General features: G+C 27.6%; 18 protein-coding genes. 2 read left to right on the top strand and 16 right to left on the bottom strand.

What is annotated here, in order from left to right; genetic code table 11:
* Window positions 1-92: 92 nt before the first annotated feature.
* Complete coding sequence (gene brnQ / locus QX51_RS01600) at window positions 93-1,412, bottom strand: branched-chain amino acid transport system II carrier protein (protein ID WP_039678156.1); 1,320 nt, start codon at window positions 1,410-1,412, stop codon at window positions 93-95.
* Window positions 1,413-1,642: 230 nt separating this feature from the next.
* On the opposite strand from brnQ, the gene QX51_RS01595 reads away from it, so the two are divergent.
* Complete coding sequence (locus tag QX51_RS01595) at window positions 1,643-2,737, top strand: acyltransferase family protein (protein WP_039678155.1); 1,095 nt, start codon at window positions 1,643-1,645, stop codon at window positions 2,735-2,737.
* A 136-nt stretch (window positions 2,738-2,873) separates the two neighbouring features.
* Here the strand turns inward: QX51_RS01595 and QX51_RS01590 are convergent, their stop codons facing one another.
* Both QX51_RS01590 and QX51_RS01585 read right to left on the bottom strand, forming a co-directional pair.
* Window positions 2,874-3,410 carry a flavin reductase family protein gene (locus QX51_RS01590; protein WP_039678154.1) on the bottom strand — a complete coding sequence of 179 codons (537 nt, stop codon included), beginning with the start codon at window positions 3,408-3,410 and terminating at the stop codon, window positions 2,874-2,876.
* A 365-nt stretch (window positions 3,411-3,775) separates the two neighbouring features.
* On the bottom strand, window positions 3,776-4,315 hold the full coding sequence (locus QX51_RS01585; protein WP_039678153.1) for a hypothetical protein: 540 nt from the start codon (window positions 4,313-4,315) through the stop codon (window positions 3,776-3,778).
* Window positions 4,316-4,501: 186 nt separating this feature from the next.
* On the opposite strand from QX51_RS01585, the gene QX51_RS01580 reads away from it, so the two are divergent.
* Window positions 4,502-5,041, top strand: a complete 540-nt coding sequence (locus QX51_RS01580) for a hypothetical protein (RefSeq protein WP_039678152.1) — start codon at window positions 4,502-4,504, stop codon at window positions 5,039-5,041.
* 44 nt (window positions 5,042-5,085) lie between these two features.
* Here the strand turns inward: QX51_RS01580 and ilvA are convergent, their stop codons facing one another.
* The 13 genes from ilvA to QX51_RS19255 all read right to left on the bottom strand — a co-directional run bounded on the left by ilvA (window position 5,086) and on the right by QX51_RS19255 (window position 22,210).
* On the bottom strand, window positions 5,086-6,288 hold the full coding sequence (gene ilvA / locus QX51_RS01575) for a threonine ammonia-lyase (RefSeq protein ID WP_039678151.1): 1,203 nt from the start codon (window positions 6,286-6,288) through the stop codon (window positions 5,086-5,088).
* A 111-nt stretch (window positions 6,289-6,399) separates the two neighbouring features.
* Entirely contained in the window at window positions 6,400-7,146 is a 747-nt protein-coding gene (locus QX51_RS01570; RefSeq protein ID WP_039678150.1) for a TIGR03915 family putative DNA repair protein, read from the bottom strand.
* Window positions 7,147-7,155: 9 nt separating this feature from the next.
* The gene (locus tag QX51_RS01565) at window positions 7,156-8,478 is read right to left on the bottom strand and encodes a putative DNA modification/repair radical SAM protein (protein ID WP_039678149.1); all 1,323 of its coding nucleotides are present in this window, start codon (window positions 8,476-8,478) and stop codon (window positions 7,156-7,158) included.
* A 230-nt stretch (window positions 8,479-8,708) separates the two neighbouring features.
* The gene (gene nrdF / locus QX51_RS01560; RefSeq protein ID WP_039678148.1) at window positions 8,709-9,680 is read right to left on the bottom strand and encodes a class 1b ribonucleoside-diphosphate reductase subunit beta; all 972 of its coding nucleotides are present in this window, start codon (window positions 9,678-9,680) and stop codon (window positions 8,709-8,711) included.
* Between the two features lie 12 nt (window positions 9,681-9,692).
* Window positions 9,693-11,792 carry a class 1b ribonucleoside-diphosphate reductase subunit alpha gene (gene nrdE / locus QX51_RS01555; RefSeq protein ID WP_152607191.1) on the bottom strand — a complete coding sequence of 700 codons (2,100 nt, stop codon included), beginning with the start codon at window positions 11,790-11,792 and terminating at the stop codon, window positions 9,693-9,695.
* Between the two features lie 236 nt (window positions 11,793-12,028).
* Window positions 12,029-12,838, bottom strand: a complete 810-nt coding sequence (locus QX51_RS01550; protein WP_039678146.1) for a nitroreductase family protein — start codon at window positions 12,836-12,838, stop codon at window positions 12,029-12,031.
* Between the two features lie 161 nt (window positions 12,839-12,999).
* Entirely contained in the window at window positions 13,000-13,473 is a 474-nt protein-coding gene (locus tag QX51_RS01545) for a HutD family protein (protein WP_052232813.1), read from the bottom strand.
* 198 nt (window positions 13,474-13,671) lie between these two features.
* Entirely contained in the window at window positions 13,672-15,369 is a 1,698-nt protein-coding gene (locus QX51_RS01540) for a molecular chaperone HscC (protein WP_039678163.1), read from the bottom strand.
* Between the two features lie 11 nt (window positions 15,370-15,380).
* Window positions 15,381-17,390, bottom strand: coding sequence for a tetratricopeptide repeat protein (locus QX51_RS01535; RefSeq protein WP_161791883.1), 2,010 nt, complete (start codon window positions 17,388-17,390; stop codon window positions 15,381-15,383).
* Between the two features lie 202 nt (window positions 17,391-17,592).
* Window positions 17,593-18,555, bottom strand: coding sequence for a tetratricopeptide repeat protein (locus tag QX51_RS01530; RefSeq protein WP_039678143.1), 963 nt, complete (start codon window positions 18,553-18,555; stop codon window positions 17,593-17,595).
* Between the two features lie 225 nt (window positions 18,556-18,780).
* Complete coding sequence (locus QX51_RS01525; RefSeq protein ID WP_052232812.1) at window positions 18,781-19,422, bottom strand: C40 family peptidase; 642 nt, start codon at window positions 19,420-19,422, stop codon at window positions 18,781-18,783.
* Between the two features lie 190 nt (window positions 19,423-19,612).
* On the bottom strand, window positions 19,613-19,858 hold the full coding sequence (locus QX51_RS01520; RefSeq protein ID WP_039678142.1) for a hypothetical protein: 246 nt from the start codon (window positions 19,856-19,858) through the stop codon (window positions 19,613-19,615).
* A 390-nt stretch (window positions 19,859-20,248) separates the two neighbouring features.
* Window positions 20,249-22,210, bottom strand: coding sequence for a sensor histidine kinase (locus tag QX51_RS19255; RefSeq protein WP_052232811.1), 1,962 nt, complete (start codon window positions 22,208-22,210; stop codon window positions 20,249-20,251).
* Window positions 22,211-22,345: the final 135 nt, after the last annotated feature.

Here is a 22,345-nt window from a genome sequence, read left to right as displayed (position 1 = left end):
ATCTAGAATAAAATTTGTATATAAAAAAGCTGGAAGAATTATCTTCCAGCTTCTGCTATATAACAAAAGATTAACTTATTTTCTAATTGCTTTTATGCTCCTTTAGATATGCTAGCTTTATTGTTATTTTTACCCTTAATTAACCCGCCTACAACTGCTCCTATTATTGCAGGTACTATCCAGTTAAATCCTATTGATGCAAAAGGTAATAAACTTAATAGATCTGATATTTGTTTTAATGAAAGTAAATTACTTCCAACACTTAAAAGACTTATAACTAAAGTAACATATGCTGCTCCTTTAAATGCATTATCATTTCTAATGTGATCTCCAAGTAAAGTCATAACAACTAAAGCTATAAGTACTGGATAAACTATTTCTAAAACTGGAGCTGAAAACTTAATTATTGTACTTACTCCAAAGTTTGATACTACAGCACTAAATATACATATTGCTATTACTATTGTTTCGTATTTTATTTTATTATTACTTATACTTGAAAAATACTTAGCAGCTGCTGAAGTAAGTCCTATAGAAGTTGTTAAGCATGCAAGTGTTACTATTACACCTAAAACAATTTTTCCTGGATATCCAAGTAATGAGTTTGTTATAACAACCATTAATGATGCTTGAGGAGTATCTATTCCATAAGTAGAAGATAACATTGATCCTAAGAAAGTCAAACCTCCATAAACTAAAGTTAAAGCAAGTCCTGCTACTAACCCTGATTGAACAGTTATTTTCACCTTATCTTTAGGGTTGTTATATCCTCTTTCTCCTATAGATGCTATGATTACTGTGGCTAGTGCAGCAGCTCCTAGAGCATCCATTGTTAAATATCCTTGAGAAACACCCTCTGAAAATAAACTTTTATCTATAAGTGCATTTTCACTAATTACTCCTATTGGAGATATAATTCCTATAACTATAAGTATTCCTAATGCTATTAAAAGTGCTGGTGTTAAAACTTTTCCTATTATATCAACCACCTTTGATGGTTTAATAGTTAAAATTAATGTAAGTAAGAAAAATACTACAGAAACTATAATAGGAATAATACTTCCTGTTTCACCAATTATAGGTGATATTCCCATTTCAAACGTTGTTGCAGCAGTTCTTGGTATTGCTAAAAGTGGACCTATACATAGTACAGATGCTATACCTACAAACTTGGCCATATTATTTCCGGCTCTAGATAAAACTGTATCTAACTCTCCCCCACATTTTGCTGCTGCTGTTATTACAAGTAATGCTAAACCTACATCGGCTAAAACAAATCCTGCTAGAGACGTTAACCAATGCCCTCCAGATATAAGTCCTAAGTATGGAGGAAACAGTAAATTTCCTGCTCCAAAGAACATGGAAAATAGTGCGAATCCAACTACGGCTATATCTTTGCTTTTTTTGTTCATTTCAATTTCCTCCTTTGAAAATTCTGATTATTGTAATAATTGTAGTAATATTTTACAGTTATGTCAATATATTGTATACAATATATCAAAAAAAATTTAATAATATTAAATTTTATCACCATTACTTATGATTTTTTTAATTTATTTTACATACTTATTACTTAATTTATGATAAAGTTAAATAGCTAATATAATTATATTAGAATCTTAGTATGAAATCGGAGGGTAAAATGAGAAGATACGAAATAGACTGGATTAGAAACATAAGTATATTAATGCTCTTTGTTTATCATACTTGTGCTATTTTCTGCCAATTTGGTGACTTTTATATTATTTCACAAGAAAAAAATTTTTTTGCTGATTTAATTATTTTATTATTATTTACTTGGTATATGCCCATGTTATTTTTCCTTGCGGGAGCTTCCACATATTTTTCTTTTGAGCGTAGAAATATGAAGGAATATATAATAGAAAGAATTAAAAAGCTTCTTATACCACTTTTATTTGGTATTATATTTTTAGTTCCACCACAAACTTATCTGGCAAGGGTTTGGCGAGGCGAGGGAAATTTAAATTATTTTAGTCATTTAGATTTCTTTTTTTCAAATGTAACAGACTTTACAGGATTTGATGGTGCTTTTACTCCTGCACATTTATGGTTTATACTTTATTTATTTGTTGTTTCTATTTTAGGAGGAATTATCTTATTTATAGTATTCAAAAAGGAAAAAGGTATAAGTATTATTTATTCTCTAAGAAAATCTTTGCATAGCAAATTTAGTTTTCCACTTTTATTAGCTCTTGGAGTATGTAGCGATTTATTCCCAAGTATAATGGGAAAAAGTATATTGGCATGTTTATTGATTTTCTTACTAGGTTATATTGTTTATGAAGATAATATGCTTTTGGAAAGATTAATAGGAAATCGTTATAAGTATTTAATTACACTTATTTCTTTTGCAATTTGTGGAGTTGTTTATACATTAAAATTTAGACCAGAAGAAATTAATGCTACTTTATGGATTATTGATAGCTTTTTAAAAAATGGAGTTTTAATATGTGCAATTTGTACAGTAATTGGCTTTAGTAGTATTTATTTAAATAAAAGCAATAAAGTTTTAAAATATTTAAATAAATGTGCATTTCCAATTTACATTATACATCAACCAATTTTATTGATACTTGCATGTTTAATTATACCTACAGTTAAATCAACTACTTTATCTATTGCATTAATAATTATTATTTCTACCGTTTTAACATTTTTAGTTTATGAAGTATTAAATAAAATTAAGATTTTTAATTTTGTTTTGGGAATAAAATAAGTAAAAGGGCTTTTTCACCAAAAATAGTGTTAAGCCCTTTTTTGTATAAAATCATAAATCACATTCTTAAGATTACTAGCATAATCTTTGTAAAATTTATTGTATTCTTCTGTTGTAGCATTAACTTTAAAACATATTACTCTATGATATATGCACTTACAATTTCTCCATAGTAAGCTGTGTGATAGTCTCTATTTGATCCATGGAATGAACTCTCTACATCTTGTGGATAGAATTTATTTTTATTTTCTTCTGTAACCTCTTTTTCATCTTGTTTTTGTTTATATATAACCCTACATTCAAGAGTTAGAGGAAGTTCTTTTATTCCTGGAACTGAAATAACATTTGGTGATTCTAGTGATAAATCAAGTTCTTTAATTTTATCAGTTGCATGACCTGATTTTGTACCACATACACCTAATATCTTTTTATTAAACTCACCTATTGGTATGTTTATAGTAAACTCGGGATTTTTTTCAAGTTGTTGTTTAGTGAAGCGATTTTCTCTTACGAAAACTGTAAATATTAATTTTCCCCATTCAATTCCTAATGTTCCCCATGAAATTGTCATAGAGTTAACTTTATCATCTGCTTTTGTTGTTAGTAAAACACCTTCATTAACGGCTTTTATAATTTCACTTGCATAATCAAATACTTCTATTTCTTTCTTCATAATATCCCCCTTTTTAATTCATTAATATAATTTAGTAACCTTATCAATGGGCCACTAAAGAAAATATTTCCTTGTGCTATTTATATATTTAATTATATAACAAATGAAAAATAATGATAGTATGCACTTTTTTGTAAGATGATATCTAAAAGGAGAGTGTGAAATGAAACAAGTAAAATCCTGTACGGATAATGAAGTAAATATCAAACCTTTTGCTTATGCCATGTCTTTAATTGGTGGAAAGTGGAAAATGCATAATTTATTTTAAATACTATAATGAGCTATTCACAGATAATTAAAAATTATCGTGATATAGCTCATCTTTAAATATATTCTGTTTAATAATAAAACTGTTCTCCAAGAATTTATTTTATTAAAAACTCATCTAAAATATTTATTAAAATTTCTTCCATATCTCCGCAGTAGTCTACTTTTCTTATTCTTGGTTGTGATATTTCTCCACCATGTTCAAAATCTACTGGGTGAACTACTATTTCATCATCTTCTAAATCGAATAATAATCCTATAAGATTATCCACGTTTAAGCTTAAATCACCTATATCTCTTATTGTATTTTCATCTTCATATATATCTTCCATATAGTGATTCAGTCCGTATGTCTGACCATGAAGAAGTTCTATCTTCTCTGCTCCTTCATAAGTTTTCCCTATAACAAAATGAAGTGCATACTCTCCTTCTTTTAACAAATCTGCATAATCTTTCGCATCACTTAAATTTTCATAATCCTCATCAAACACAATTACATCCATATAGTCTCTATCTACTAAACAAACTCTTGATATATAGTGAGGATACTCTGAAAGTAGTTCTTCTATATTATCATTGTAGTAATGTATAAAACTTTCTAAATTAAATTCTTCATCTTTAAATCTTAGTATTTCCATGTGGTATTTCCTTTCCTAACTGTCTTAAATGTCTTCATTATTTTAAACAATAAGATATAATATACCATAAAAATAATTGATTTTGTACCCCTTTGATTAACAGATAGATTTTTATAAATAAATTTAATTTTATTCTATTAACTATGATACTATTAAAATTAGTAAATATATTAAGGATGTGATAATTTGAAAAAAAGTATATGTTTTATACTATTATGTCTTGCTATTATTATAATAATATCAATTCACACTACAGAAAATAAAATACTCTATGGAAGATTTTATAATATAGAACAGAGTTTTTTAAAAGAAAATATATCTTTTGAAATAGTTCCCCAGGAATATACTAAGAAAGATTATGAATATGAAAAAGAAGAAAACATATACAAATATAAAGATAGCCAAATACTAATTGATAAAATCATTGCTAACGACGAATATGTAGATGTTTTTATTAAAATAAGTACTAATTGGAATATGTTTAAAGGTACTAGTTTAAACGTAAAAAGTGTAAATAGAAATAATGGTATAGAAACTAGTTTTGCTAAAATCAAATATAAAGTTTTAGATGAAAGCAAGAATTCTATAGATATAGAATCAGGACTTCAATCATCTGGGGTTATTTTATTAAGATTTAATAAGAATAATTTTTATAATAATAAAAAATTATTAGTTAACTTAAATGGATTTTTAAAAACTGATTATAAACTTAAATTTATAAATTAATAATAAAAAAGGATAATGTTTATAAGCATTATCCCTTTTTTATATTATTCTATTTCGAAGCCAGCATCAATTATGGCTTTTCTAATTCTTTCTATATGATCATGATCAATAGTTTCCAAAGTCATATGAGCATTTAATTTACCAATAGCATTTGTTGCAGATAGATTTGCTGTAATTATATTAGCATCTAATCCACTTAGGACTCTTGTAAGTTCAGCAAGTCCACCTGGTTTGTCTTGTATTTCTGTTTTGAAAGTAAAACGTCTACCACTTTTAATTAATGCTATAACTATTATTTTGTTTAATGTGTTAACATCTATATTACCACCTGAAATTATACAAACAACATTTTCACCAGCTTTTGGTTTATACTTTCCACTTAGAAGTGCTGCAGTGGTTACAGCACCAGAACCTTCTGCCACAACTTTTTGGTTTTCCATTAGGAAAAGCAGTCCCTCTGCTATTTCATCTTCTTCCACAAGAACAACTTCATCTACTAAATCTTTTACTATGCTAAATGTTAACTCTCCAACAGTTTTGACAGAAATACCATCAGCCACAGAAGTAGATTTAAAGGCTGTTGTTACCTTTCCTGCTTTCATTGATTCATGCATAGATGGAATATTTGCTGTTTGCACTCCTATTATCTTTACATTAGGATTAAGTGCTTTTGCAGCCACAGCAACCCCAGCAATTATTCCGCCTCCACCTATTGGACAAAGTATAGTATCTACTTTGTTGTTCATTTGTTCAAAAATTTCTAAACCTATAGTTCCTTGTCCTGCTATGACATACTCATCATTAAATGGATGAAGGAATGTTGCTCCTGTTTCTTTTTGAAGCTCCACAGCCTTTGCATAAGCATCATCGTAAACTAAACCTTCTAGTACCACATTGGCACCATAAGATTTTGTAGCTGTAACTTTTGCAAGAGGTGCAGTTGCAGGCATTACTATAGTTGCTTCTATGTTGTTCATCTTTGCACCAAGTGCCACACCTTGAGCATGGTTACCTGCACTTGATGCTATAACACCACTGGCTTTTTCCTTTTCTGTAAGATTTGCTATTTTGTTACAAGCTCCTCTAACTTTAAATGAACCAGTTTTTTGCAAATTTTCACATTTATAATAAATATTTGCTCCTGTCATTGAACTCAATTTAGCACTTTCCAATATATCCGTCTTTTTTACTATGTCCTTTATGGTTTCTTGAGCTTTTTGAATATCTTGTAGAGATAATTTTGTCACTTTGATTCACTCCCAGCTGTATAAATAATTTATAAAGTATGTTAATTTTAATCATACACATTTATTTTTGCTCTATTTTTAAGTTAATATACTTGTTATAAAATTTATAAATTATTTATTATTTACTTCAACCATGTTCTCCCAATATCTGCTAGGCATCATTCTCTTTTGAAGTCTAGGATTTTTTCTCTCTTCTATATTTACTGATTGGAAATATTGTTTCCATAAGTTTTCGTATTCACCCTTATCATCAGTATTCATTAGAATATTTTTTTGTTCATTTGATAAACTACTTAAATAGTAATCTTTTTTATCATAAACAATTGCAATATCTCTTTTTATATCATGAATTATAAAATATTCATTACTTAGTCTATTTTTAAAATGACCTGCCAATATTGGTAAAATATTAAAATCCGGATTTATTGCAGCATATAAAATATTATTTATTTCTTTAAATCTAACAAATCCTGTAAATCTATGTTCTTCATAGTATACCTTTTTACTTATTTTATCCATATCTAAAACTATGTCATTATTTTTATGTAAATCAATATTTTTACCTAGTTTGAATCCCATTCGTACATATAAATAAATCATATTAGAACTTTCTTTAAGTTCTGATAAAAAGACGTAATATATTTTATTTAATGATTCTTTTGAAATTTTATTTTTTATAGCATTATAAACTTTTTCAAATTTAATACTATCACTTTTTATTATAATAACTTCATCAATTAAATTTTGCTCATATACTATTTTACTATATATTTTATCTGGCTTAACACTAGAGTAATAAGCTTCATAAATAGCTGATAGTAATCCTTCAAAAGTTGGTTCGTGTAAAAATACTTTCATATATACCTCCTACAATTGTCCTGTTATGGAAGTAAATATATCGTCCACCTTTGTTAGTGCTGGAGAAGTGGAAAGTACAGGCAAATCAAAAAAATTAAGTTGCTCTCCTTGACTTTCTAATATATTTAAATCTTCCTTAGGAGTCAATCTATTTCTTATAAGTGATTCATCGAAGGACACATCTCCGTAATATTTTCCATTACAAGTTATAAAATACTGGGCTCTTTTTAGCACAACCCCTATTTTTCGCAAATCCTCAAAAGTAATATTTGAAACTCTGCGAACTGCCATTATCCTTTGCACTGATTTTCCACCTATACCGGGAATTCTAAGCAACATCTCACGCGGTGCTTTATTTATTTCCAGTGGGAATATATGCATATTTTGCAAAGCCCAGTTTGTTTTTGGATCAAAATTTATATCAAAGTTTGGGTTATTCTCACTTAATAATTCCTTTGCATTAAATCCATAAAATCTAAGTAACCAATCTGCTTGGTATAATCTATGCTCCCTAAGTGTAGGTGGATTTTTGATTTCTGGTAGTCTTTTGTCATTTGTTACAGGTACAAAAGCTGAGTAGTACACTCTTTTTAAATTCATTTTCTTATATAAACTTTCACTTAAGGTTAGTATTTTCAGGTCGCTTTCTGGTGATGCACCAACAATTAGTTGAGTGCTTTGCCCTCCTGGTACAAAACTTGGAGCAGTTTTAAAAGATTTTCTTTCATTTTTATTTTGTATAATACCATTACTAATATGTTTCATAGGCAAAAGTATTTTATTTCTATCTTTGTCTGGTGCTAAAATCTTTAGACTTTCTTGAGATGGAAGTTCTATATTTACACTCATTCTGTCTACAAGAAGTCCTGTTTTATTTATTAAATCTTGGTCTGCACCTGGTATCGCTTTTAAATGTATATATCCATTGAAATTATGTTCATTCCTAAGTTTATAAACAGTTTGATATAGTTTCTCCATGGTGAAGTTTGCATTTTTCACTATGGCTGAACTTAAAAACAAACCTTCAATATAGTTTCTTTTATAAAAATTTATGGTTATATCACATATTTCATCAGGCGTGAAAGTGGCTCTTGGAAAATCGTTGGAAGTTCTGCTTACACAGTAACTACAATCATAGATGCACACATTACTCATAAGAATTTTAAGTAGTGATACACATCTTCCATCTGGCGTAAACGAATGACAAATACCTCCAATAGATGCATTTCCTATACCACCTTTTTTATTTTTTCTATTGCTACCACTTGATGAACATGATACATCGTATTTTGCTGCTGATGATAATATTTCCAGTTTTCTTTGTAAATCCAAAACTTCACCTCCTATGTAATCTTTTACTTTAATTTTAATAAGATATATTAAGTATTTAGTCTTTATAATAAATATTTCCATAATTAAGAACATATGTTCTTTGATTTAATTATAGGCATTTTTTATGAATTTTACAATGGTAATATGTGATAATTTATTTTTATATTAAAAAAGCAACTACTTTAGAAATTAATATCTAAGGTAATTGCCTTTATTTTTCTATATCTTATTTATATTATAAAATCTTCGTCTTCTAACTCTTCATAGATACCCTTTTGATATCCGTTTCCTTTTGTAGAGAAGAAATCATGAGTTTTTGTTTCTGTGCTTAATCCATTTAGTACTATTGGATTAATATCTTTAACTTCATAGTAATCTTCAAATCCTAAGTTTTCTAAAGCTCTATTAGCATTGTATTGCAAGAAGTTAATTACCTCTTCCTCAAGTCCACTTTCATTGTAAATTAGCTTCGTGTATTTTATCTCATTTTCCATAAGATTATTGAATATTTCATACATTTTATTTTTTAATTCTTTTCTTTCTTCTTCATTGAATTTTTCAAACTTCTCTTGTGCTAAAAGCCCTATATACTTTCCATGAAGTGATTCATCCCTTAAAATAAGAGAAATTATCTCACCACTTGCCACCATTTTACCTTGTCCTGCAAGGAATAGCGGATAAAAGAATCCTGAGTAAAATAAAAAACTTTCTAAAAATACGCTTGTTACCATAGATAAATATAAACTTTTTTCGTCAGTTGTATTTTCATATTGCTGAAGTATTAAATCAGCTTTTCTTTGAAGAGTTTCTTCACTTTCTATCCAATCAAATAGTTCATCTATCTCTCTATTTGAAAGTAGTGTTGTAAATATGGATGAATAACTTTTAGCATGAATTTCTTCCATAGTTCCCATAAATGAAAGTACAGCCTTTCTTTGAAGATTATCAGTTAAGCTCATCATTGAAGGTATACCATTATTCCCTTGTTTTGTATCTAGTAATGTTAATCCTGCTAAAACTTTTTTATATAAGATTTTTTCATTTTCTTTAAGTTCATTCCAAACTTTTAAATCCTTTGATACTGAAATTTCTTCTGGAAGCCAAAACTGTTTTACGTTTTGATCCCAAAATGCTTGTGTAAAATTATCATCTTCTTTATTCCAGTTTACTGCTTTGTGTATTTTATTTAAACTAAATGTCATAACTTTCTCTCCCTATACTGAACACATAAGACACTCATTATCATCTCTTGTCATCTTTGTTCTTGTGTAATATAAACTTTTTAATCCTTTTTTATAAGCATAAATATAATATCTTGCTATATCCCTAGTTGTTTTATCATCTGTTACAAATAATGTTGTTGATATACCTTGATCCACATGCTGCTGCGCAGTAGCAACTATGTCTATTACTTTTCTCATATCCATTCTATAACCTGATTGATAATAAAGCATATTTTCATTAGTTAAAAATGGCATAGGATAAATTGTTGTAGAATCACCATAAGTTCTTACTTCTACTGGTTCTGTTATTGGCATTATACTAGATGTGGCATTTTGCACATAACTTATACTTTGTGTTGGTGCTATAGCTGTTAAGTATGCATTGTATATTCCATTTTCTTTAACTTCATCTAATAATTTTGACCAGTCTTCTTTTGTTGGGACATATATTTCTTTAAATAATTCTTTTATTTTTTCAGTCTTTGGTAAGTATGAATTTTCATAGTATTTTCTTAAAACTAAGCTATTTTTTCCTTTTGCATATTCAGATTTTTCAAATCCTTCAAAAGTTTTATTTCTTTCCATAGCTATTTTCATAGATGATTTTATGGCATAGAATCTAATCATTGCGAAAAATACATTACAAAAGTCTATTGCTTCATCAGAAGTATAAAGCACATTTTCTCTTACTAAATATCCATGTAAGTTCATGGCTCCAAGTCCTATAGAATGAGATTTGTCGTTACCATTTTTCACTGTTGGGACTTGAGAAATACTTGTTTTATCAGATACATAAGTTAAAGCTCTTATGGCTGTTTCTACTATTTTTTCAACGTCTTTATTGTCCATAACATTAGCTATATTTAGTGATCCTAAATTACAACTGATATCTTGTCCCCAATTGTTATCACCAGAGTAACCTTTTATCTCTGATGGTTTTTGATATTGGAATATTTCACAACATAAGTTTGACATTTTTATAATTCCTAAATCTTTTAAAGTGTGCTCTTTGTTAGCAGTGTCTATAAAGATTACATAAGGATATCCACTTTCTTGTTGCATGCCAGCTATTTTCGTTAACATTTGTCTCGGATTAATTTCTTTTTTTCTAATATCATCATCAGCAACTAATTTGTCATACCATTCATCCATTTTTATTTCATCTAAGTGAATATTGTATTTTTTGTATACACTGTAAGGATAAAATGCATATGCTTTTTCATTTTTCTCTGCTAATTCCATAAATTTGTCGTGAATTATAGCACCTAAAGAAAGTGATGCTAATCTTACTTTTTCATCTGCATTAATTTTTTTAGTATCCATCAATAATTCAAAATCAGGATGGAATACACTTATATATACTGCACCTGCTCCTTGTCTAGCACCCATTTGGTTAAAATAACTAAAAGATTGTTCCAACATTTTTGCCACACCAACAGGGCCTCCTGCTGCCCCTTCTATTCCTTTTATAGGATCTCCTGCGGCTCTTAGTCTAGTTAAATTTAGAGCTACTCCTCCACCTATTTTTGATAAATGGTTTGCTGAAGATATAGCATAAGATATACCATCTGTACTATCTTCCACTGAAAGTAAGAAACAAGAAACCATCTCTCCCGCTCTTGCTCTTCCTGCATTTAAAAATGTTGGTGTTGCTGGTTGAAACTCTTGCTTTATTAGTTTATCTGCTAAATTTATAGCTAGACTTTCATCTCCATTTGCAAGAGCTAAAGCTACTATTAACACCTTGTCATTATAAGTCTCAAGTATTGTTTTTCCATCATCACTTTTTAAAGCATAATTTTGATAAAATTTATTCGCACTCATATATGATTGGAATTTGAACTCACAATTACTTACATGGTTATAAACTTTCTTTATAAACTCCATGCTGTATTTGTTTATTACTTCTTCATCGTAATAATTATTTTCTATTAAGTACTTTATTCTTTCTTCTATATTATTGAATTTTTTTATATTTGGATTTACATATTCCTCAATATAGCTTTTTAAAGCTTCTTTATCTTTTCCTAATTGATATTTTCCATCTTCATCTTTTATTATGACTTGATTGTTAAGTTCTATCCAGTTCATGTTTACCATCCTTTTATATTTACTACGTTTATTTACTTTGTTTTATTTTGCTCATTAATATTTAATATATTTTTATATGTACTTTAGCAATCAATACTACATATAGTTGTTATTATATTTTAAAACACTATATGTAGTATATACGCATTTTTATATTAGTTTAAACTTTTTTATTTAATTTTTTTATTTTTTCACAAAAAAAATGGCATATCTCTTTGATATGCCATTTCCCCTACTTATATATTACAGTACCCTACTATTTTATAATCACTAGGTATTTTATAATCTTTATCTAAACTTCCCACATGCCATGTTAAATCAAACATTGTTGTATCTATTATTAGACTGAAATAAAGCATTGCTATTCCTGTGTCTATACTTCCTTCATAATCACTACTAAAGTCATCACTTTTAACTGCTAGTATAACCTTACCACCATCAATTATAAATCTCCATGGTTGTCTATTAAGACTAGATGGAGCCATTCTTGCATAAGAGAATGCATCAAGAAGATATCTTTCTTCCAGCTCAGTTACACTTGCATTATTTCCCCATTCATCCATGAATACAATTTCTTCCACACTTAATCTCTCTGATATACTTTTATTTTTAGAGTTTATATCATCTTCATAACCTAAAGCAATTATTGCTGTAACTTCTTTATCACTAGAAATGTTCAACTTTTCTTTTATATCTTTGCTATCTTTAAATGTTATCCAACAAGAATCAATTCCTAGATCTCTAGCTTTTAATATTAATCTTTCACCAATATATCCACTATTTTCTATATAACCATTTTTCACATCTGAAAGTAAGATAATATAGTTTGGTGCTTGAATTAAAAATCCATTATATCCTGCTAATTCATTTATCTTTTCATAGCAATCTTTAAAGTCATACATTCTCATTTCAACTTCTATTTCCGGTAATAATTTTTTAGAATTGTTGATGTACTTTTCTATTTCACAAAAGTATTTAGAATCTATACTTGTATCTTTAAATTCTCTTACTGATTTTCTGTTTAATATAAGATTTTTATAATCCATAATATGTTCCCCCTGTTTTAATTTATCACTTATTACATATATACCCAAATTATATTTTGTTTAATTATTTTTTATATTTTTATTTTTCATAATATATTATTTTAATTTTAACTTTTCAATAAAAGTTTAATAGTTTACTTTTGGTTTTATAATATCTGAATTTATTTTATGCTTATATTTAATTTTCCTCTTACACAATAAAAAACTTCTGTTGTATTATTGTACTTATCATTTTTATAAGGATTAATAATTTTTTCATTTTTTAGATTAATATATTCTATAAATCCATCTGCATTATCATTTAACATTAAGTTAAAATCAGTTACTTTTCCATAGCTCTTAGTATTCCAGTCTCCATAAAAAGTATCTTGTTGGAACTTTTCAAGAGTTACACTATGGTAGTTTTCATGGATTAATTTAAGTTTTCCATCAAGTATCATTATTCTTCTTTTTATATTTGGTAATTTTGTAAAAGTAGATTCTTCCAAATCAACTTTTGCTGAGCTAATTCTAAATGTAAAATTTCTATTTTCATAAAGTTCATTTTCTGGATAAATATAAAGCTGAGTAGTTGTTCCACCTGACCACTTGCTACTTGAAAGCTTGTCTTTTTTTATAATTTTAATCTGCCTCATAGTATTCTCCCCTCTGTAGTTAAATAAGCTCATACTTTAACACCCCTACATATTAATTATATACTAGTTTTTATCAAATTGAAAAGTTTCTTGTTAATAATTAAATTTTAAGGAAAATATGAGTAAGTATATGTACAAAGGGTGTATCATTTTTTGATACACCCTTTAAAATTCAAATTATATTTTTCTTATATACAATTAATATAGCTGATCAAACTCTATATCATTTAATAAATTATTTAACTTCTCTCTTGCATTTTCAATTTCAATCTTATCCTGTTTATTAAGGATATTTTCAAACTCTATCAATGCTGAGTTAATTACCTGTCTATCTTCTCCCATACTTTCTTCATACATTCTCTCGCCCCTAAAAAGTACTTCTTTATTTTTTTCATCTTCTCTAGGGTGAATTTTTAAATAACTTAGCTCTTCAAATCTAGCATTAGCTTCTTCTTCACTTATTTTGTTTTCTTGTTTTTGAATTATAACTCTTTTCTTCTCTCCAGTTGAGTTTACTTTCACTATTACTTCTAATAAAGAGTTTATATCGTATGTATAAGTTACATCTATGGACTGATCACCGGCTTTTCCTCTAGGCACACTTACAGTTAGTTGTCCTAATTTTAAGTTGTTTTTTACAAATCTACTCTCTCCTTGAAGTATCTCAACTATTAACTTGCTTTGATTATCGTAAGCTGTATAAAATGTCTCAGTTCTACTTACTGGTATTGTTGTGTTCCTTTCTATTATAGGACAGAAATAAGTCTCGTTGTATCTATTATTTGATGAATTCATCACTACTTCTGTTCCCAGTGAAAAAGGGCACACATCTGTAAGTATTACTTCTTTTATTGATTTATTTCTTTCTTTCATGGCTCCTTGAATAGCTGCTCCCATGGCAACAGCTTCATCTGGATTTATGCTTGTGTTTGGTAGCCTACCAAATATTTTACCTACAAACTTTCTTATAATAGGAAGTTTTGTTGCTCCTCCTATTAATATTATTTCATCTATTTGATTTAATTTAATTTTTGCATCTTTCAAACTTTTTTCTATAGGCTTCTTAAGTTTTGATAAAATAAGTTCACAAGATTTTTCATAGTCATCCATGTTTATGCTTGTTTCGTAAATTTTATCTTCCACCTTGCATTTTATTTGTACAACTTTCTTTGAACTAAATTCCATCTTAGCTATTTCACATTGCTTTTTTATATGAGATAAATTCTTTGTACTTAAGTCTTCTTCTTTCAAATTTACTTGTTCTAAAAACATTTTATAAAGTATTTCTGTGAAATCTTCTCCACCTATGTAGTTATCTCCGGCTACTGCTCTAACTTCCATTATGCTACCATACATCTCTAGTATGGATATATCAAAAGTCCCTCCACCTAAATCAAATACTAAAAATCTAGTATTATCATCTCTTTTATCTATACCATAAGCAATGGCTGCTGCTGTAGGTTCACTAATAATTCTATTTACCTTTAGACCTGCCAGTTCTCCTGCTTTTTTTGTTGCTTTTCTTTGGTCATCATTAAAATATGCTGGCACACTTATAATGGCTTCTTCTACTTTTTGTCCTAAATGAAACTGTGCATCTTCTTTTAGATACTTTAATACAAAAGAAGATAGTTCTTCTGCTTTGAATTTTTTATCATTAAGTACAAATTCTTTATTTGTACCCATACTTCTTTTAAATACATCTACCGTCATATGAGGATATAATATTTTTCTTTCTTTTGCTATTTTCCCCACATATATATTATTATTTTCATCTATACTAACAACGGAAGGAGTAAGATTATCTCCCAGCCTATTTGGTATTATTTTTGTTTCTCCTTCATGAAAATAGCTTACTAAACTATTTGTTGTTCCCAAATCTATTCCAATTATCATTTTTTCTCCTCTTAACAACCAAGTATTTCTCCAAAACCAATTATGTCTTCATCTGAAGGATCTATTTTTTTTCCTTCTTCTAAGTACTCTTTGGCTTTATCTATATTTTCTTTTAAAATTTCTAAATAAATTAACCCTGCGATAGCATCTGTACATTTTCTCTTGTTACAATACATACATGTAGGTGAGTTCAAAGCTTTTTTTAGATATTCTTCAGCTTTATCTAAATCTCCTAAAATTGCATAAGCATCACCTGCATATTTATAATTCATAGGAAGTTCATCTTTTTTATAATCTAAATCTTTCGGTATTAAATTTAATACTGTATTAGCATATTCAATGGCTTCTTCTTTACAATCTAACTCATTATATATTCTAGCTGCATGCATATAAGCATTTATATCTGGCTCTTCTTCATCTACTTCAACTTCCACTTCATTTATGCCAAGTCCTTTTTCTATGGAAAGTATAGCTCTATTTAAGTTATTCATATAATAATAAAGTCTACCTTTGTCTCTATTTATTTGACTATCATCACAGTTAATTATTAGTGAGAAATATTTTTTTGCTTCAGATAATCTTCCAGATTGCCAAAGCATCATTGCCATCCTATATCTATATTCCACACTGAATTTTGATTTATTTATTGCTTTTAAATATTTCTTTAACTGTTCTTCACCTCTTTTGAAATCCCCCATATCCATATATACATTGTAAATTTCAAATAAAGTATCTTCATCCTCATCATCCGCATAATCTTCTTCATAACATTTGATAGCTTCTTCATACATTCCAAGCTTTCTATATACAGTTGCTAATCTATAATTTAAATATACAACTTCATTTTCTTCATTACTATCTTCAATTGTTTTAGCTTTCAAATAATATTTTAATGCTTCTTCATTTTTATCAAGGATACTGTAGTATATTCCAAGATTATCATAAACCCTTACACTTTGTGGCATGACACTTTCTAAATATTTTAAGTCTTCATATACACTGTCTAAATTATATAACTTCATATTCAAAGCTATTCTAGGAAAATAGTCTTCGTCGTCATCTTCTAGTTCTATTTGTTTAGTATAATATTCCAATGCCTTGTCATACTCTTTCTTTTCTCTATGAATATGACCTAGTTGAGTGTTTGCATATGAGTTACCTTCATCTATAATATTTAGTTCTTCGTAAATACTTTGAGCTTCGTCTAATTTATCATCTTCAGCTAAATACCAAGCTTTATAATACATAAGCTCTGTGTTTTTGCTGTCATATTCTAATCCTTTATTAGCAAGTTCTATTATTTCCTGTGGCGTTTTATCTTTATAAGTAGATTTTATATAATATAAATAAGCATCTTCATCAAATTCCACATATGTATCTTCATTTTCTTCCATTTTTTCTATTACTTTCTCAAGTATATCTTTTGCAGTTTCTGCATCATCTTCATAATAAGATATAAGTCCTTTTAGTAAGTTTATTGATTCAGATTCAACCTCTTCTTCTTGAAGAAAATCTATAATTTCCTTTGCATCATCTATTTCTTCAACTTCTATTAAAATTCTTGCTTTGCAAATATGTGGGAATATTTGATATCTATCTATTTCCAACATTTCATCACATATATCAAATGCATCAGAGTAATAATTCATATCGTATAGGGCATTTGCTTTTGATCTATATACGGCTAAATTTTCAGGTGATAACTTTAGAACTTCATCACATAAGTCAATTACTTCTTGGAACTTTCTTTGACTATAAAGTATATATATTTTTGGCATTAAAGCATTAATATCTGTAGGCAGAATTTCCAAGGATTTATTTATATTTTCAAGAGCTAATTCTTTTTTCTTTAAATTATAATAACAACATGATTTTGATTTATAAACTTGGCTTAAACATTTATATTTTCTATTAAAATCTGTAATTTCATTTTCTTTTACATTTTCAATTGATTTTTTCCATCTTTCTATGTAATCAAAAGCTTCATTGTATTTATCTAAATTTGAGTAAATTCTAGTCATTAATGCATAATACATATCTTCAATTGATTCATCTATTTCTATGGAGTTTAATATTTGAAGGGCTTTTTCAAAATTATTATCATCATTATAAGCCCATGCAATTTCGATTAATTCATTTTTATTGTAATTTTCATCTTCATTTTCTTCATATTTCTCTATGATTTTTTTATTTATATTATCAAAAATATCATATTTTTATAATCTAAATCCCATTGAAATATAGACCATATATTAATGCTTTAGCTTCTAAAAATCTGCCTTCTTCTTGATAAATATATGTAAGTCCTTCTATTGCTCTAGAATTTACTGGATTTTTTTGCAAAATTTCATAATAATACTCTTTAGCCTCTTTATGATTTCCTTTACCCGCAAGTGCCATGGCTTTAAGTAAATTTATTTCTAGCATTTCTACATATTTTATATTCATTTTATCTATTACTTCTAAACATTTATCATACTCATCAATTGAGTAATAAATTTGCGCTAGTTTTTTCTGTAATTCTGGATGATAAATATTTAGAGATTTTATTTCATCATAAAGCTTTAAAGCTGAAGTATATTCTCTTTCGCTATATAAATCTCTAAGTTCATAAAACTTTATCAAAAATTCATCATAATCTAGATTATCTTTTAAATCAAATAGTGAATATAGTGGAAATTCATCATTACTCATTTTGTATATAATTACATTATCTATAAATGCTTTTGGGAATTTCTCATATAAATCATCTAAATTGTCCATAAAATCAAATTCTTTATTTAAAAATCTTACTAGTGTGGATGGTATAAAGTAATTTTCCATAAGAAACTCTAAAAGAGAGTCTCTGACTTCTATTTTGGAATCTAAATTTTGGCATATATCATCTTCTAAAAGTTCTTCCCATTTATCTAGGTCATTTCTTGATTTGAAATTTTTATATACTTCTTCTACTTTTTCCATCCATATATCTATTTCACTTTTCTTGCTATTTAAATTATCTTTTTCATTAATGATTTCATCTTGTGAATTTGCGTATTCTAAAGCTTTCTCATAAGCAAGTCTTAGTTGCATAAACTCTTCTGGTTTGTCCTCTGGATTGGTATTTTGAAGCTTGGTTAAATAAGCTCTTTTTATAATATCTTTGTCTTTTGTTTTGTCTATATTTAATATTTGAAATATATCCATAATTTTCCCCTCACATTTTTGTCATTTTTAACCTTCTAAAAAATATTATAACATAGAATATAATCTTGTTTGTACCGTGTATTTTTAATAGAGTATATTCATTTTTCATACATCACTTGTATTTCTAAAAAAATACTCCTTTCATAACAACAGTTTTATTATTAAAACCATATGCCATGAAAGGAGTATATCCATTTTATATTAAACTAACTATTTATTAACTTATTAACCTAGAACTCTTTTATAACCCTTTATTAACGGTCTTTCTGGATGTATTAACGGCCAATTTACAACTTTTTCTGGCCAAGCCTCTATTACCCTATTATTGCCTAAATATATAGCCACATGAATTACCGTTCCTGCACTATTTTTATAAAATACTAAATCTCCTCTTTGTGGCTTTTGAACTGTTTTTAATGTTGGAAGATTCCAAAGGTTTCTAGACTCATACTCATATCCTGGTTGAGTGTGACGAGTTACACTTACTGGAGCTGGGTCAATTCCTATGGAATACATGGCTTGCATAACTAAACCACTACAATCAATTCCACTTCCTGGAACACCAGCAGCACCAACTACGTATTCTGTACCTAAATAACTTTCTGCAGTCCTTATCATTTGTTCAACGAGATCTGATCTTGTTGACTTTGAGTTTGTCTTAACTGGCGTTACATATGAATCCAATGTATACCAAGAAGACTCACTAAAGCCCATTTTTTTCCACGTAGTAAGGTCAACTACACCTGTTACCTTTAGACCCTTTGTCTTTTGGAAAGCCATGACCTTTGATATTGTAGTTGGTCCTACGATTTCCCATACATGTCCCATGCCTAGTTTTCTTTGAACCTTCGCAACTCTAAGGCCCATTGTTCCTCTAACTAGGTTTTTTCCTGCTCCACTTACACTTATTTTATCTTTTAATTGAATATATCCTGGTGGATTTTTATAAACTCTATCTGATTCACCATCAGAACTTGCATCTACTACGTATGATCCACTTATGTATCCATAACCTTTTTATATTTAATTTTGTACCATCCATTAGATGATATATTTTCTATCTCAACAATTGCTCCTTTTTTAAATGAACCAATTTAGTAGAAGCATTTGCTCTTACATTTAATGAACTTGTTGTAACTTTTCCTGTCTTTATAGTATTTCTTTCATTTAGATTATGCATTGATAACTCAGGTTCTATTTCCTCATTGTTTTCAGCATAAGAAGGTACACTTGTTGCTAAAGCTCTACTCATTAAAATCCCTGATAAAACTATCAATAAGCGTTTATCCATTCTTTTATCCATAATTTTGCTTCCCCCATTTCCCCTTATATGTTATATAAAGGATCAATCATCTTCATTAACCTCTCTATTTCAATGGATTCATAGGTCTTATTTTTACTATCACCCAAAATATTACCTTATCTTAACTTGAGGTCAAAACATAAATTAGGGATATCAATTATGATTACCCCTAATTTACATAGTATATCAATATGAAATTTTTTCAACAATATTCTTACATATTTTTATAATTTATAACAAATTAATCTCATTTTGCTCATATTTTTCTATTCAAATCATATAAAAAATACTAAATATATATCCCTTTCTCACTTGATAAAAAATTCCTGATTTAAGCATTAAAATAAGCTACTAAATAAGTATCTTCATACAAATTTAGTAGCTTTATTATTATATATTTGCCATTTCCACTTTTACCACGTCTTTAATATTTCTATCAGTTTTATCTTCCATGTGATCATCATCCATAGAATTATCTCGTTCAAGGTTTAGAATTATTTCAAAGGTAGTTCCTTTGTTTTCTTCGCTATCAATATTTACCTTGCCACCATGCATTTTTATTATCTCATCTACTATACAAAGGCCTATTCCACTTCCTTCATTTTTTCTAGATAAAATTGAATCTACTTGATAGAACCTGTGGAATATCTGATTTACTTTTTCCTTTGGTATTCCTATTCCATTATCTTTGATGCTGATATAAACAAATTTATCATCATGTTTTATATGAACTTCTATTTTACCATTTTCATTGGTGAATTTTATGGCATTAGAAAGTAAATTTAAAATAACTCTTTCTATTTTTTCTTTATCTATGAAAGTTATTATTTCCTCTGAGTCCGTATCAAATATTAATTCTATATTTTTCTCATTAGCATAGTCAACAGTTGCAAATACTATATCTTCCACAACATAAACTATATTTTCATTTTTACATTTACATTCATAAAAACCAGAATCGAACTTTGTAATATCTATTAAATTATTTATAAGTCTAATTAATCTATCCGAATTTTGATTAATTCGCTCTACTTTATCTAATATATATTCTTTTTCTACTTGTTCATTTTTATTAGCCTTTAATTCCAATAGAGTTGATGCACTTCTTATTATGTTTAATGGTGTTCTCAGCTCATGACTCATATTTACTATAAAATCAGTCTTTAATTGCTCCCTCTCTTTTGCAATTTTGTATAACTTTCTATTTTTAATATTATTTTTTCTATGTTTTAACATCATCATAATTATATATAATATTATAAAAAATGAAGCTATTATAAGTATCACTGCTTGTATTATTTGATTTATTGGTAAAAGCAATTGATAAGGTTTTTTATTTATTATTATAGTTTCTTTTGGAAGATTTACTGGATTTATATTGTAATTATATATTTGCTGATAATCAACTACATAATTACCACCTAACTTATTAATTAATGGTACTTGTGATATACTTTTGTCTTCATATATTTTCAAAACCATTTTCCCAAGGGCATTTCCATATTCCACTCCAATATCCACGTATCCGCCTACTGTGCCTTTGCCTATATAATCTGCTATACTTGTATAAATTGGCTGGTCCTTTATATCCTTTATTTTAGTAATTAGTTCCTCAGGCTTTATATAATTATTGCTATTCTTATCTTTATATACACCACATACTAATACAGCTTGGTTACTTTCATCTATTTTTTTAAGTTCTTCTAGTATTTCATTTTCATATCTACCTTGGATAAAATTTAAGTTTATATTATTATCTAATAAATATGCATTTTCCAATAATTTTTCTTTTATATCTTTGCTATAATTAGTGTTATCCAATAACACATTTATATTTATAGCATTTGGATGAAGTTTGCTTATTAACTTTATTATCTCTATTTTAGATCTAGAATCCATAAAACCAGTTATATATTTTTTTTCCTGAGATGTAAGGTTTATTCTCTCATTTACTCCAGTAAAAACAATTATTTTTTTATAAAATATATTATTCTTGTCAAATAATCCCTTTCTAACTAAGTTAAATGCTTCATCATCTACTGTTATTATCATATCAAAAGCATTATCTTTGTATTTTGTATTTAATAATGTTTCAAAATCTCTTATATAATACTCATTGTTGTTATTTCTAATATCTAGATATTCAGTTTTTATGTTTATATTAGGATTATCTTTTGTTACTTCTTTCAAACCATCTTTTACACGATTTTCCCATTTGTTATCTATATCATATGAATTTATCAAAAGAATATTATACATGTCTTTACTATCTTTTGTATCCGCATATATACGGGATATAGAACTTATCAATATTAATAGCGATATTATTAACAATCTATTTATTTTTTTCATATTGAATTTATGCTCCTGTTTGTAAAAATGTAATGCATAAGTTATTATACTTAATATTCATATTCTTTACAATAAGATAAATTATAACAATCCTTAGGAAATCAATTTTCGATATTAATTACTATACTCAATACG

Source organism: Terrisporobacter othiniensis, from assembly GCF_000808015.1.
In the GTDB taxonomy this organism is placed as follows: domain Bacteria; phylum Bacillota; class Clostridia; order Peptostreptococcales; family Peptostreptococcaceae; genus Terrisporobacter; species Terrisporobacter muris.
This window is presented reverse-complemented; position numbering and strand designations above follow the sequence as displayed.